Source organism: Aliiroseovarius sp. M344, from assembly GCF_025140835.1.
GTDB lineage: Bacteria > Pseudomonadota > Alphaproteobacteria > Rhodobacterales > Rhodobacteraceae > Aliiroseovarius.
In genome coordinates this window covers 618,609-631,466 of record NZ_CP081153.1, presented here as the reverse complement: position 1 = coordinate 631,466, position 12,858 = coordinate 618,609, and the positions used below count along the sequence as shown (strand labels likewise).

11 protein-coding genes are annotated in these 12,858 nt (G+C 57.1%); 2 read left to right on the top strand and 9 right to left on the bottom strand.

What is annotated here, in order from left to right; genetic code table 11:
- Positions 1-5: 5 nt before the first annotated feature.
- The gene (gene oppB, locus K3556_RS03095; protein ID WP_260518268.1) at positions 6-947 is read right to left on the bottom strand and encodes an oligopeptide ABC transporter permease OppB; all 942 of its coding nucleotides are present in this window, start codon (positions 945-947) and stop codon (positions 6-8) included.
- 69 nt (positions 948-1,016) lie between these two features.
- Positions 1,017-2,639, bottom strand: a complete 1,623-nt coding sequence (locus tag K3556_RS03090) for a peptide ABC transporter substrate-binding protein (RefSeq protein WP_260518267.1) — start codon at positions 2,637-2,639, stop codon at positions 1,017-1,019.
- Between the two features lie 393 nt (positions 2,640-3,032).
- Here K3556_RS03090 and deoC point away from each other — a divergent pair, with 393 nt between their 5' ends.
- Complete coding sequence (gene deoC, locus K3556_RS03085; protein WP_260519161.1) at positions 3,033-3,995, top strand: deoxyribose-phosphate aldolase; 963 nt, start codon at positions 3,033-3,035, stop codon at positions 3,993-3,995.
- Positions 3,996-4,005: 10 nt separating this feature from the next.
- Positions 4,006-6,357 (top strand): aldehyde dehydrogenase family protein, encoded by a 2,352-nt coding sequence (locus K3556_RS03080; protein ID WP_260518266.1) that lies wholly within the window; start codon positions 4,006-4,008, stop codon positions 6,355-6,357.
- Positions 6,358-6,419: 62 nt separating this feature from the next.
- Here K3556_RS03080 and K3556_RS03075 read toward each other — a convergent pair whose 3' ends face one another.
- From K3556_RS03075 to K3556_RS03045, 7 genes are read right to left on the bottom strand one after another with little or no spacing between them, the layout of a single operon-like run.
- Complete coding sequence (locus K3556_RS03075) at positions 6,420-7,097, bottom strand: DUF1523 family protein (RefSeq protein ID WP_260518265.1); 678 nt, start codon at positions 7,095-7,097, stop codon at positions 6,420-6,422.
- 8 nt (positions 7,098-7,105) lie between these two features.
- Positions 7,106-7,372, bottom strand: a complete 267-nt coding sequence (locus tag K3556_RS03070) for a hypothetical protein (protein WP_260518264.1) — start codon at positions 7,370-7,372, stop codon at positions 7,106-7,108.
- A gap of 2 nt (positions 7,373-7,374) precedes the next feature.
- Positions 7,375-8,736 (bottom strand): DUF6638 family protein, encoded by a 1,362-nt coding sequence (locus K3556_RS03065; protein ID WP_260518263.1) that lies wholly within the window; start codon positions 8,734-8,736, stop codon positions 7,375-7,377.
- Entirely contained in the window at positions 8,733-9,488 is a 756-nt protein-coding gene (locus tag K3556_RS03060; protein WP_260518262.1) for a TIGR02391 family protein, read from the bottom strand. Before K3556_RS03060 ends, K3556_RS03065 begins: the two co-directional genes overlap by 4 nt.
- Before the next feature lie 47 nt (positions 9,489-9,535).
- Positions 9,536-11,470, bottom strand: coding sequence for an ATP-binding protein (locus tag K3556_RS03055; protein ID WP_260518261.1), 1,935 nt, complete (start codon positions 11,468-11,470; stop codon positions 9,536-9,538).
- 14 nt (positions 11,471-11,484) lie between these two features.
- Positions 11,485-12,651 carry a hypothetical protein gene (locus K3556_RS03050; protein WP_260518260.1) on the bottom strand — a complete coding sequence of 389 codons (1,167 nt, stop codon included), beginning with the start codon at positions 12,649-12,651 and terminating at the stop codon, positions 11,485-11,487.
- On the bottom strand, positions 12,644-12,850 hold the full coding sequence (locus K3556_RS03045) for a hypothetical protein (RefSeq protein ID WP_260518259.1): 207 nt from the start codon (positions 12,848-12,850) through the stop codon (positions 12,644-12,646). Before K3556_RS03045 ends, K3556_RS03050 begins: the two co-directional genes overlap by 8 nt.
- Positions 12,851-12,858: the final 8 nt, after the last annotated feature.

Sequence of the window (12,858 nt, the reverse complement as noted above, 5' to 3'; positions counted from 1 at the left end):
CGCCCTCAATACCTGATCCGCGGGTCGATCCATGCGTAGAGCACGTCGACCAACAGGTTGAAAAGGATCGTCAGCATGCCGACAAGGATGGTGATCCCCATGATCACGGAATAGTCGCGGTTCAGTGCCGCCTGCACGAAATCTTTGCCGATCCCGCCGGTTGACAGGAACATGTCAACAACCACGGAACCGGTGATCATGCCAACAAATGCCGGCCCCAGATACGAGATGACCGGGATCAAAGCCGGCTTCAACGTATGGCGGAAAATGATCGTGCGGTCTGGAAGGCCCTTGGCCCGTGCTGTGCGAATGAAATTCGAATTCAGAACCTCAAGCATCGAAGATCTTGTTAGCCTCGCTATCGACGCAAGATACGACGTCGCCAGCGCGATAACTGGCATCACAAGGTAAGAGGAGTATGAGTTCGCGTCGCCAGGTCCGCCCCACCAGCCGCCGCCAGGCAGCCAGTTCAACCACAGGGTAAACACCAGCACAAGGATCGGGGCCATGATGAAGTTGGGCAAGGCCTGCGCACCGATTGAAAACCCGACCGCCAGATAGTCGATCCAGGTATTTTGCTTCAAGGCAGCGGCTATTCCCAGCCCTCCTCCGATCAGCACGGCGAAAACGAACGCCCAAAACCCGTAGGTCAAAGTGACCGGGAAGCCATCGGCGATGATTTGGTTCACCGTTCTATCCTGATAGATAAAACTCGGACCAAAATCGAAATGGAAGATGATGTTTTTCAGGTAGGTGCCGATCTGCACGAGGAACGGATCATCCAGCCCATATTTGGCGTTGATGTTTTCCAGTACCACCGGCGGCAGCGCGCGTTCTTTTGTGAATGGTCCGCCGGGGGCGGCGCGCATCAGAACGAACGAGAAAATGATCAAGATCAGGATAACAGGTACGGCCATCGCAATGCGACGAAGAACAAAACCCAGCATGTAAAGACCCCGCTTCTAGACGGGCTGGCCAGGTTCCCCGGGCCAGCCCAATTGCTAAGAACAAGTCGCTTATTCAGCTACTTTGTACATCGTACGGGAATAGATGTTGTTCATCAGGTCTTCGAAGGGGTACCCTTTCAGGTCCGGCTTGACCATGATCACCTGCGTATACTGATAGACTGGAACGATCGGCATGTCGTCTGCCAGCAACTGCTCCATCTGCTTGTATTCTTCAGCAGGGTTTGCAGAGGTTTTAGCAGCCTTGGCCAACTCGTCATATTTCGGGTTGGTGTATTTGCCATTGTTGTGGCCCGAAGTTGTGGTGAACAGGTCGGTATAGGTCGACGGTTCGTTGTAGTCACCACACCAAGCGTAACGTGCCATGCCGAAGTCGCCGTTGCGCAGTTTGTCCAGGTGCACTTTCCACTCGAAGTTTGCCAGTGTGATGTTGGCACCCAAAGCCTGCTTCCACATCTGCGATGCAGCGATCGCGATCTTCTTGTGCGCTTCTGAAGTGTTGTAGTTCAGCGTTAGCTCAAGTGGCTTGCCACCAGGACCATAGCCTGCTTCTTCCAGAAGCTCTTTGGCTTTTGCCATACGCTCATCCTGGGTCCAGGTCGCATAGTCGATGTTCGGCATTTCAAAGCCAGCGGTTTTTTGGTGGGTCCAGTTGTACGAAGGATACTGGCCACCTTTCAGGATGCTGTCGACGATGACGTCACGGTTCAGCGCATAGGACAGCGCTTTGCGAACCCGAATGTCTTTCAAGGCCTCTGGACCGTTGTCGCGCAAGTTGAACATGTAGATGTACGAGCAGGAACGAGGTGTCGAATAGGTCTCGTCAGGCAGCTTTTCCTTCAAAGCCGGGTATTGGCCCGCGGGAACGTCGGTCTTATCGACTTCACCTGCGTCATAGCGGGTCAGCGCGATATTTTCGTCATTGATGACCAATGCAACAACGGTCTCAAGAACCGTGTTGTCGTTGTCCCAATACATTGGGTTACGCTCACGGACGACTTTCACGCCGGAAACATAGTCGGTCAGGACATAAGCGCCGTTACCAACCAGATTGCCGGGTTTGGTCCAGTCAGCGCCTTGCGCTTCAAGTACTTTTTGGTTCACCGGGAAGGTTGACGCATGGGTCAGCATACCGGGGAAGTAGGGGCGCGGCGCATCGATTTTGACCTCAAGCGTCATGTCGTCAACGGCTGTCACACCAAGGGTGTCCGCACCCATCTCGCCTGCGACAACTTTGGTGGCATTCTCGATGCCCATCAGTTCGATATACCATGCATATTCCGACGCGGTCGCCGGGTCAGCCAGACGGCGCCAAGCATAGACGAAATCGCCAGCGGTGACCGGGTCACCGTTTGACCATTTTGCTTCACGCAGCTTAAACGTATAGGTCAGGCCGTCTTCCGACACTTCCCAGCTTTCCGCCGCTCCGGGAACCGAGCCACCCTGAGGGTCCGAATTCACCAGACCTTCAAACAGGTCGCGCAGAATGTGCGAACCTTCGACATCTGTGTTGATTTGAGGGTCAAACGACTTCACATCATCGAGCATACGATAGGTGTAGGTTTGGTTGTCTGCCAGCGCGTCGCCCGTAACCGGATGCGTGCCGGCCGCGAATGCCGGGCTTGCAAGCGCAAAGGCCGATCCCAGCAGGGCAGCTTTGATTGTGATTTTCATGAAAGTTCTCCCTAGTCAGTTTTTTTGTTGGATGATGCCTTGAACAGAACTCAATCGTTCCGGGAGAGACTCAGCCCTCCGACAATCACCGATGAAGCATCCTAAGCGCATCCTGACAGGAGAAACAACTCCTTGCAGCACTGTCGATCTATCAACAGTTCGACAGGTCGTATCGTCGCGACTGAACCAACTAATTCGTGAAAATGACAGCATTTTTCGTCAGAACGCCGGTAAAACAACCAAACGTCACCCTCTGCACGAGCATTATTGCGAATCCAGAATGCCCGTGCGAACCTTGTGCAAACAAAACCCACTGGCCAAATCCGAGGGAAATCCGTGCAAAGTGAAAAGACATCAGCCCGCACCTCTGGGGAGGAACGGGACTCCGCGCAGTTGCCGCAAGTGACGCATTCACGCAATCCGGGCATGGACCTGGACATGAACTGGGTGCGCGCGGTTCAGGCCAACACATCCGCAATTGAACGCCGCTGTGCGTCCCTTCCGGGTCGTCGCAGTGTCAAGAAAGAGCATCAGGCGGCCTGGCTGTTAAAGGCTATCACGATGATCGACCTGACCACGTTGGCAGGCGACGACACGCCGGGGCGTGTGCGACGTCTGTGTGCTAAGGCAGCGCATCCTGTGCGGCCGGAAATCCTCGCCGCCCTTGGGGTCGACAACATCACAACTGGCGCAGTTTGTGTGTACCACGATATGATCCCAACTGCTGTTGAGACACTGAAGCACATGAGTGTCTCACTGCCGGTTGCAGCGGTTTCGACCGGGTTTCCAGCGGGTCTTAGCCCCTATCATTTGCGGGTCGAAGAAATTCGCGAAAGCGTGCGCGCAGGGGCCGCCGAGATTGATATCGTGATTTCGCGCCAGCATGTCCTGACCGGCAACTGGCAGGCACTTTATGACGAGATGCGAGACTTCCGCGAGGCCTGCGGCGAGGCGCATGTGAAAGCCATTCTGGCAACAGGCGAACTGGGCAGTCTGCGCAATGTCGCGCGCGCTTCGCTGGTGTGCATGATGGCGGGCGCCGACTTCATTAAAACCTCGACCGGCAAGGAAAGCGTGAATGCGACCTTGCCCGTCACCCTCGTCATGATCCGCGCAATCCGCGACTATTACGAGGCCACGGGATATCAGGTCGGCTATAAGCCTGCTGGCGGTATTTCCAAAGCCAAAGACGCAATCACTTATCTGGCCCTGATCAAGGAAGAGCTGGGTGATGACTGGCTGAACCCAGACCTGTTTCGCTTTGGCGCGAGCTCGCTTCTGGGCGACATAGAGCGTCAACTTGAACACCACGTGACCGGCCATTATTCGGCCACCTACCGCCACCCGATGGGCTGAGGAAATAGATATGACCGTGAAAGAAATCTTTGACACGATGGATTATGGCCTTGCCCCCGAAAGCGCCAAGGAAGCGTTGGCGTGGATTGCCGAACGTAACGGCGAATTCGGCCTTTATGTCGGTGGGCGAATGACAGCTGTCGGTGACACGTTTGAGACCCGCAACCCTGCTGACGGTACCGTACTTGCCAACATGACCCAAGCCACGCCCGACGATGTGGATGCGGCTGTTTCCGCCGCGCGCAAAGCGCACCGCAAATGGGCAGCTCTGCCGGGCCATGAACGGGCCAAATATCTGTATGCTCTGGCCCGTCTGGTGCAGAAACACTCGCGCCTGTTCGCGGTTCTGGAAACGCTCGACAACGGCAAACCAATCCGGGAAAGCCGCGATATCGACATACCGCTGGTCGCGCGGCATTTCTATTACCATGCGGGTATGGCCCAGCTTCAGGACGCAGAACTGCCTGATCGCGAGGCTTTAGGCGTCTGCGGCCAGATCATCCCGTGGAACTTCCCGCTGTTGATGCTGGCGTGGAAAATTGCGCCCGCGATTGCCATGGGCAATACGGTGGTGTTGAAGCCTGCCGAATACACGTCGCTGACCGCCCTTCTGTTCGCCCAAATCTGCGACGAAGCTGGCCTGCCCAAAGGTGTCGTGAACATAGTCACCGGTGATGGCCGCGTGGGCGAAGCCATCGTGACGCATGACGATATCGACAAGATCGCCTTCACCGGCTCAACCGAAGTCGGACGCGTTATCCGGCGCGAAACAGCAGGGTCGGGAAAATCGCTAACCTTGGAGCTTGGGGGCAAATCACCTTACATCGTCTTTGACGACGCCGACTTGGATTCAGCCGTCGAAGGTCTGGTTGATGCGATCTGGTTCAATCAGGGTCAGGTCTGCTGCGCCGGTTCGCGCTTGATTGTGCAAGAGGGCATCGCGGACCGATTCTATGCCAAGCTGAAAGCGCGGATGAACAAGTTGCGGATGGGCGATCCGCTGGACAAATCCATCGATGTCGGCGCGGTGGTGGACCCTGTCCAACACGCGCAGATCACAAAGTTGGTTGATGAGGGCGCAGGCGATGGCGAGCTTTACCAAGCACCCTGCCCGATCCCGGACAAAGGCTGCTTCTATCCCCCGACGCTGATCACGGGCTTGTCGTCGGCGTCTTCCTTGATGCAGGAGGAAATCTTTGGCCCGGTTCTGGTCGCAACCACATTCCGCACTCCCGCCGAAGCTGTCGAGATCGCCAACAACACGCGCTACGGTCTGGCCGCAACGGTCTGGAGCGAGAATGTGAACCTGACGCTCGACATCGCGCCCAAGCTGGTCGCGGGCGTGGTGTGGGTAAACGGCACCAACATGTTTGACGCCGCTGCGGGGTTTGGTGGCGTGCGCGAAAGCGGGTTTGGGCGTGAAGGTGGCTGGGAAGGGTTGCAAGCCTATACCAAGCCGCGCGCCAAAGCGCAGGCTTTGAAGCCCATTGCCGCCTTCCCTACCCCGAAAGAAACAAAGGTCAGCGCGCTGGATCGCACCGCCAAATTTTATGTCGGCGGCAAGCAGACCCGGCCCGATGGCGGATATTCTCAGGCTGTCTGGTCAAAACAAGGCGACCTTCTGGGGCATGTCGGCGTGGCCAATCGCAAAGACATTCGCAATGCCGTAGAAGCGGCCCACGCCGCCGAAGGTTGGTCCAGAACCACGGGTCACCTGCGGGCGCAGATCCTCTACTATATCGGTGAAAACCTGTCGGCACGGGCAGGCGAATTTGCTGCCCGGATCGACGCCATGATGGGGGGCCGCAATGGCGCGAAAGAAGTGGACGCCGCGGTCAGCCGCCTGTTCACGTATGCCGCGTGGGCTGACAAATATGACGGCGCTGCCAAGCCCATCCCGATGCGCGGTGTAGCGCTGGCGATGAACGAGCCCGTTGGTGTGATCGGTGGCTTTTGCCCGGATGACGCACCGCTTTTGGGCCTTGTGTCCTTGATGGCGCCTGCCATCGCGATGGGCAACCGCGTGGTGCTGGCTGCAAGCGAACCTTTCCCGTTGGCTGCGACTGATTTCTATCAAGTGCTCGACACGTCGGATGTGCCTGCCGGTGTGGTGAATATCGTCACCGGCAGCCATGCCGAGCTTGCATCGCCGCTTTCTGGCCACTTGGGTGTGGACGCGGTTTGGGCGCAATCAGGGGCCGATATCTCGGCCATTGTCGAAGCTGAAAGTGCTGGCAATCTGAAACGGACCTGGGTCAACAACGCCAATGCGCGCGACTGGTTCGGGGCCACGGGCGAAGGTCGCGAATTTCTGGCTCACGCTACCGAGGTGAAAACCATCTGGGTGCCTTACGGCGAATAACGCCTCGATAGTAAAAAAGAATGCCGCGTTGAGAACCAGCGCGGCATTACTGTTTTCAGATGTTATTTCTTTTTCCAACTGTCCAGCCAGCGCGAGACCCGACCTTTCGCTTGATCCGCGCGCGCATCGACAGCGTCCCACGCCTCGCCCGCGTCTTCCAGCGCCGGATCAATCGAACGCTGGCGGAATTGCCTCCAGAGCGCCCGGACAAATCCGATGATGACGGCCAGTACGATGAAGAACATGATGTTGAACCAAGGAATGATGGTCACATCCGGGCCCGCCACCGGGCGAATGCCGACGGCATTCGGGAACGCCGAGATCAACTCGTTGCGCCAGCCATAATGCGTGACCACAGCCCATTTCGGCGCCTCGGGTGTGGATCGTAAGTCGTCCACCTCGGTCTGCAAGCTGGCCGTGTCGAACTTGAAATAGAACGGCCATCCCCAGCCGGTGTCTTCATTCCGGTAAACCATCACTTCTTCTGCATCGCTTCGGATGAAGCCCAGAAGATAGGATTTCTTTTTCACGGTCTGCACAAACTGTACATCACGGTTGATCAGATTGGCCGATTGGTCATCTGGTTTTGACCAGAAAATCCGGGTCCAGTCCCCCAGATCCTGCCGTTCCTGATAGGTATTCACGACCCGCACGACGTCGTGCTGTGGCAAGACATAGTGGAACACCCCAAACAGCATCAGGAAAATCAAACTGCGGATGATGATACGAAAACGGCGCATGAGAGACCTCAGTTAATTAATATGACAGACAACAGGACAAAGAATGCAGGGATCACATAGACCAGCAGGATCAGCTTTGGTCGGAAGCTATTCTTGTAATCCTCCATCCCCTCGCGCAACCAAGCGTCGCGGTCGGTTTCGTCACCATCCGGGTGATCCTCTGCCCACTGGTTTTCCAGTTTTTCAAGCCGGACCGATCGGGAATACATACTGACCAGCACATAGACGATGCTGAGCCCGATAAACCCAAAAATGACAAGTCGCACCAACCCCATCGCTATCTCCTGTTCACAGCGCCCCACGGGCCGACGACATCTATGATCTCGTCCCGCGTGCGCGGTTGGACCTTGCGCGGCACCTTCAGCGGCTCTTTCCGACCGCCAAACAGCGCTTCGCGCGCGCCGGCCTTGTTTGCCATATAGTCACGATGCAGGAATTCTGCCACAAATTCACGCTTTTCGTCAGGCCATGTGGCATATGCGGCATAGAAAAGCTCCTTGTGGCAGATGAACAATTGGCGGAAATCCATCGGAGCCAACTCGGACAGCAGCCGGTTGATCAGGTCGCGATCCGGGTGATCAGGGCGCGCGCGCAGGGTATAGAAATAGGCCGGGTGCCGGCTGTCGATGCGGGGCCACTGGCCACCGGCCTCGGCCCAGCGCACCATGGCCGCCAGCCCGCGAAATGCCGCGGGCAGATGCGCACCCATACGCTGCGCCACGTGACGCAATGTGCGCGAGGACATATCGCCCAGATCAAGGCCAACGCTGGTGGCGGCATCCACCAGAATGAACTCCATCTTCTGACGCAGGATCGCAGCCCCCGCATCACCACGTTCGCGCACCACAGGTTCCACCAGATCGTTGCGGCTTAAGAAGCCCGCCAGTCGGTTGGCCTCGGACGTGTCCAGAACCTTGCCCGGCGGCGGAACAGCGAGCCCGGTCTTGTCGCCCGACACGATCACGGCGGGGTTTTCCACGTCGCGGAAAATATACAGCCCTCCAAAATGCGCCGTCCAGAAATTCCCCTGTTCGTATTCCTGCACGCCCAGATCGACCGGAACCTTGGTCACGTCCCCGGTTTCGCGCGCGAGTTCAATCATTTCTGCGATCAACTCGTCGTCATACCACGCGTTCGGCGCGGTTTGGAAATGGTCGATCTTCTCGGCCAGCTCACGCGCGTTTTTGACGTGGCTTTGGGTTGTATCGGCCTCGATCACGATCTTGCGGATGTCGAAAAGCCGCGCGGGGTCCGAGATGTCATAGACCGAGTTCATCAACTCGCCCGCCACCGCATCATGCGCGGTCAGCGCAAAGAGCTTCGCCTCGTTATCCGCAATGAACTGCCGCAGGATGCCGCGCGAGGTCGAGAACATGGCATTCAACAGCGGCGCCTTCTTCTGGTCCACCGTCAGAATGATGAACTGCCGGTTGCAACCATTGGGGTTGAGGTAGAGCGGGTCTTTGAGTTCCTCGCCGATCTCGGGCGAGAAACCCGAGACGTCGATGTGGAATTCTTTCAGCTTCGTCTGCTTGCCCGCCAGCCCCTTGAGCGCACGGTTATACCGCTCGATCAGCGCCGGGCTGTCGACCCGGATCAGATTGCCAAACATGAGGCCGCGTTTGATGAGGCGTTTCATTGGGGGCTCTCCGATTTGACATTACTGTCCAATCGACGGTGTAAAAGCGAGAGCAATGACATCAAGTCTTCTGCGTCCGCTCTATTCATTTCCCAAGAAACTCGCGGAGCGTGGGATGTGGGGTTTCTAAACATCCCAAAAACGCCTTTGCACAGCATCGCGAACCCCTTCTGCTCGGATTTTTCCGTTTCGGTAGCGAATTTGTTTATTGTGAGAAGCGGTGATGCGCCACTAAGAGCCTTGTCGATCAGACTTGACCCATCTTCCGTCAGACCCGTCTTGTCTCGAACTTTCTGCGCTAGACTCTTGCTAGCTTCAAGCACAGCGTGGAAGTAGTTGTCCGCAAGCAATTCTTCGCGACAAAAACTTAAGACATCTGGGTGAACACCTCTCTCCTGCAGACTACCTCTTAGCTCCGCCGCCTTTCGGCGCGCGTCATTGATGGTATTGCTAGTGTCGACGCTAGCAAGTTTACCATTTCTTTCAATAGCCATTCCTTCGAAAACAAGCGCTCGATTCAAGTTCTCACGTAGGGTCTCATATCTTTCGGGAGTACTAACGTAGATAGCAGGGCGCATTGCTTTACGCACAAACGCAAGCACCCCATTTCCGTTTCCGCGCGTGTTTTGATCCTTAGCCAAAATATTAAACACTCGTTTCCACTTTGTGTTTGGTTCTTCCTCCGCGAATCCACAAGCATGCGCAACATTGTCGATCTCGGAATTGGTTAAGCCATATTCTGTATCACCCAAAGCGCGAGCGATAGCCTCGACACTCCGATGGTCAAAACACTTTACGCTCACCCCTTCCCCTCCAAATACCGCTTCTTCGCCTCTTCCTGACGGCCAAAGTCACGCACCATCGCCTCGATGGCGGCTTCGTCTGACTTATCGGCATAGCGGAACTCTGAATCGGCATAGCGGTTGACCTCTTGGATCACCATGTCGGTGGTGATGGGCACGCGCAGATCCTCGATCATGTCTTTCTTGGTGTCATAGTCTTTGACCAAGAACAGCTCCGGGTTTTCCATCCATTCGTCGGGCAGTTCAAAGTCCATCGCGCGGACTTTCACCGCGTCGGTGATGTTCTTGATCGAGCGGCCCGTGAAGCGTTCGTCGGCCTCCTGAATGCCTTTCAGATAGGTGCCGATCTTGGCGATGTCGTCCAGTTCCCCGATCTTGTCATGCACACGGTCGAAGACGTTCATCAACCCGGTTTCCTGCGGCTTGTTATGCGCCTCGAAACTACGGGCGACGGCGGATTTGATCTCTTGCGCGCCGTAAAGGTCGTGCTTGCCCAGCGGGATGTCGTGGTTCTTGCCCATAAGCAGATGCAGGATGTCGATATAGTCCTCGCGCGTGCGTGGCCCGTCCACCAAGAACCGCGCACCGGCGCGTTGGCGCAAGGCGTCGTCCACATTCTCGGGGTAGTTCGAGAACATGCCGAAGGTGCAATTCCCGCGCACCACGGTGTTGGCGCCCGCGAAGCTTTCCATCAGGACCGCCGTGACCTCTTGCTGGCCTGCGCTGGATTGGCGATCCCCGCGTTTGCCCGCGATCTGGTCGATGTCATCCACGGTGCCAAAGCCGATCACGTTGGGGTCGAGCACATTGTTGATAAACGCCTTGGCGTTCTGGCCCGACTTACCCTGATAGCTGTCGATATTGTCGATGCCAAAGTTCTGATAGCGGAACGGATAGCCCGCCACCGCGCAGTAATCATTGACCAGCCCGGCCATCATCTGGATCAGCGTCGTTTTTCCCGTACCGGGCTTGCCGTCGCCCATGAAGGTGAAGATGAAACCGCCAAGTTCAGCAAACGGGTTCAGTTTGCGGTCGAAATCGTATGCCATCAGCATCTTGGACAGTTTCATCGCCTGATACTTCGCGATGTGGTTGCCCACGACCTCGTTCGGTTTCTTGAAGGTCATCGTGATTTTCGAGCCGCGATGGGCGCGCGAGGGCGTGAAGCCCGAAATCGTCAACTCGTCCGCTTCAACCCGGTAATTGGCCGAGGTGAACGGGCCAAGGTGGCTGGCGGTCTGGGCGCGCAGGGCGACCTTCTCCATCAACTGTTCGACATAGGCCAGCACGGTCGCGACCAGCTTGTCCTCGGACGTAACAAAGGTCGCCAGTTCCTGATCCAACTCCCAAAGCGCGCCGTTCAGGGCAAGTGGGGCGTTGTCGGTCAGGACCTCCTCAACCGCGCCAACCTCAATCGAAACCTCACTGGCATGATCGGCCAGCAGGTAAGACGTTGCGTTGGCAAAGACATGCAGGACAATCAGCGCTTCGGCAGTCAGGAGTTCTGAGAATGCAGTGGATTTGTCCGCCCCCAATCGGCCCTCAAGGTTCGAACGACGCAGCGCGGCCAATTCAGTTTGTTCCGCAAAGCCTTCGCCCACCGCCAGCGCAATCGCGATGCCCCGGCGCAGCGCGTGCAGCACGGTTGCTTGCAGCGGAGAGACAAGCGGATCGTCGCCATCCGATCCTTCGATCCGCTCCACCAGATGCACCCCTTCGGGCCGCGCGGTCGAGCGTGTGACAAGACCCGGCGTGGTCGACCGGAACCGACGCGCCCGCCCAACGCCGGGGCTGCGTTCGGCCTTGGGGGCTTCCTTCGGTTTGGCGATCCGGGGCGTGTGATCGAACCCATCCAGATGCCCCGCAGCCGCGTCATAATGCGCGCGGATTTCTTCTTCGCGAAGCTCCATCAGATCAGCGGGTAGAGACATCGAAAACTCCTAAATCAACGGTAAGACAGCACCCGGCCACCCGGGCTAACGACAAATTTGCGCACGTCGTGGAACCCGGCGGGGTTCTTTTCGGCAAGCACCTGAAAAGGGCGCTCTGGCATAATAATCGCGCGCTCCATCGCGCTGGCACCGATTCCGGACCCAGACCCGGCGAACGGATCAATGGCGAAAATCTCACGCTCGACCTTGCCGAACCAGCCAGATTTCTCTTCCTTGACGCTTTGGCTTTTCAGCTCTTCCACGGTCCAGGCCAGCGCCCAGTCTTCACCCGGCGGGCTTTTCGCCTCGGCCAAAACCTCGCGCAAGGGTCCGGTCTGGCGGGTAAATGTGTGGCTATACATCGGCCCCACATGGAAACGACGCAAGCGCTTGGGGTGCAGGTCGTCGAAATCCTTGTCGAACCCGGTGGCGATGGTCACCAGTTGCAACCCGGCCATGGACTGCGCCATCAGATGTGACTGCACCAGCGGCCAGCGGCGCTCGTCCTTAGGCAGCGCGGTGCGGCCCGTGTCTTCGAGTTCCATCAGGTAAATCGTGGGCAGATTGACCTCGCTGTCATAAACCGCCCAATGCGCCAGATAGACACGGCGCGGATCGCGTCCCTCGCCCTTGTTATGGCGCCAAATCACGTCGGGATGCATTTGCGGCCAGAACAGCTCTCCCTTCGCCAATTCTTCGTAATAGAGCCGTTGCGACAGCGAATATTGCAGCGCTTTGGGTACGGTCAGGTCACCCACAATCTGGCTGACCATCTGGCTTTTCAAGTCTGATGCGGTGGCCATGCCCTTCAAATGGGTGTCCGCCTGCGCGGCGTCTGACGCCATCTGCAAAAGCTCTGCATGCACCGGAAACCCGCTGTCGCGCCGATCAAAGGTCAGCGTCGCAGCACCCAACCCATAGGCCTTGTCAGACATGTGATACTTGTTCGCCAGCGCCTTGAAGCTGATGCCAAGCTTGATCAGATAGCGGGCGAGCACATCGACCTCGTCCCGGGTCAGCTTGCCTTCAACCTCCATCTGTCCGGCGACACGGGCCAGATGCGCGGTGATCCTCTCGAACTTCGAGAAATACCGCCGCGTGATCCGCGTGTCCGTCAACTCTGCATGGTCGCGCGGGGCGAAACCGGCAGAAGTGCGTTCGGAGGTTTTGATGTTACTCATCCTCGTTTTGCTTTCGTTTGTAGTCGACCATCCAAACCCAACCGCCAACGAGCGTCAGAATCAAGAACAGCTCGCCAAAAGCGCCGCCCCAAGAACGCCTGACACCCCCCAATTGCTGAAGCATGGTTTCGGGCAAGAAGCTGCTGACTGCCAAAACCAATACCACAACAAAGACGAGGGCGGCGGCAACGTTCTTCATGTTGCTGA

Coding starts and splice junctions, on each gene's coding strand:
- K3556_RS03080 (WP_260518266.1), top strand. CDS start 4,006: ATGACCGTGAAAGAAATCTTTGACACGATGGATTATGGCCTTGCCCCC.
- K3556_RS03065 (WP_260518263.1), bottom strand. CDS start 8,736: ATGAAACGCCTCATCAAACGCGGCCTCATGTTTGGCAATCTGATCCGG.
- oppB (WP_260518268.1), bottom strand. CDS start 947: ATGCTGGGTTTTGTTCTTCGTCGCATTGCGATGGCCGTACCTGTTATC.
- K3556_RS03050 (WP_260518260.1), bottom strand. CDS start 12,651: ATGAGTAACATCAAAACCTCCGAACGCACTTCTGCCGGTTTCGCCCCG.
- K3556_RS03075 (WP_260518265.1), bottom strand. CDS start 7,097: ATGCGCCGTTTTCGTATCATCATCCGCAGTTTGATTTTCCTGATGCTG.
- K3556_RS03055 (WP_260518261.1), bottom strand. CDS start 11,470: ATGTCTCTACCCGCTGATCTGATGGAGCTTCGCGAAGAAGAAATCCGC.
- K3556_RS03090 (WP_260518267.1), bottom strand. CDS start 2,639: ATGAAAATCACAATCAAAGCTGCCCTGCTGGGATCGGCCTTTGCGCTT.
- K3556_RS03070 (WP_260518264.1), bottom strand. CDS start 7,372: ATGGGGTTGGTGCGACTTGTCATTTTTGGGTTTATCGGGCTCAGCATC.
- K3556_RS03045 (WP_260518259.1), bottom strand. CDS start 12,850: ATGAAGAACGTTGCCGCCGCCCTCGTCTTTGTTGTGGTATTGGTTTTG.